1 protein-coding gene is annotated in these 740 nt (G+C 66.9%); it reads left to right on the plus strand.

Annotated features, from left to right (window positions below; all coding sequences use genetic code 11):
* The first annotated feature begins 42 nt into the window (after nucleotides 1–42).
* Nucleotides 43–720, plus strand: a complete 678-nt coding sequence (locus OZN99_RS32825; protein WP_270939363.1) for an IS1595 family transposase — start codon at nucleotides 43–45, stop codon at nucleotides 718–720.
* Nucleotides 721–740 lie beyond the last annotated feature (20 nt).

Below are 740 nucleotides of genomic sequence, written 5' to 3' on the forward strand. Positions count from 1 at the left end.
AGGGGCTGACCTAGCTAAGGGTGGAAAGGCTAGGTTGGAGAGATGGTTAGGCGCCGTCGGAGCCGGCTGTCGCGTTCGGTTCAGCAACGGCTGCTGGAGTACTTCGTCGCCGGCACGCCGGCGCGGACCGCGGCCGAGCTGCTCGGCATCCACCGCAACAGCGCGATCCTCTTCTATTGCAAGCTCCGCGAGGTGATCCTCGCCCGCACCCGCGAGGCGCAGCCCTTCGGCGGCGAGGTCGAGGTCGACGAGAGCTACTTCGGCGCCCGCCGCAAAAAGGGCCCGCCCGGTCGCGGCGCCGCCAGCAAGGTGCCGGTCTTCGGGCTGCTGAAGCGGCGCGGCCAGGTGCACGCGGTGATGATCCCGAATGTCCGCGGGGCGACGCTGATGCCGATCATCCGCCAGCGCGTCGCCCCCGACGCGCTCGTCTACAGCGACGGCTACTTCAGCTACGACGCGCTCGACGTCTCGGAATTCCGCCATGTCCGCGTCGACAAGGGTCGCGGCTACGCCCAAGGTCGCGCCCACATCAATGGCATCGAGAACTTCTGGAGCCAAGCCAAGCGCCACTTGCGCCGCTACAACGGCATCCCGCGGCAAAGCTTCCACCTCTTCCTCGCCGAATGCGAATGGCGCTTCAACTACGCCCCACCCCGCCGTCTGCTCTCCACCCTCGCCAACTGGACTGGCCTAGGACAAGCTTCAGAACCCCAGTCCTAGCCTTAGCTAGGTCAGCCCCT

It is taken from the genome of Falsiroseomonas oryzae, from assembly GCF_027856955.1.
Lineage (GTDB): Bacteria > Pseudomonadota > Alphaproteobacteria > Acetobacterales > Acetobacteraceae > Falsiroseomonas > Falsiroseomonas oryzae.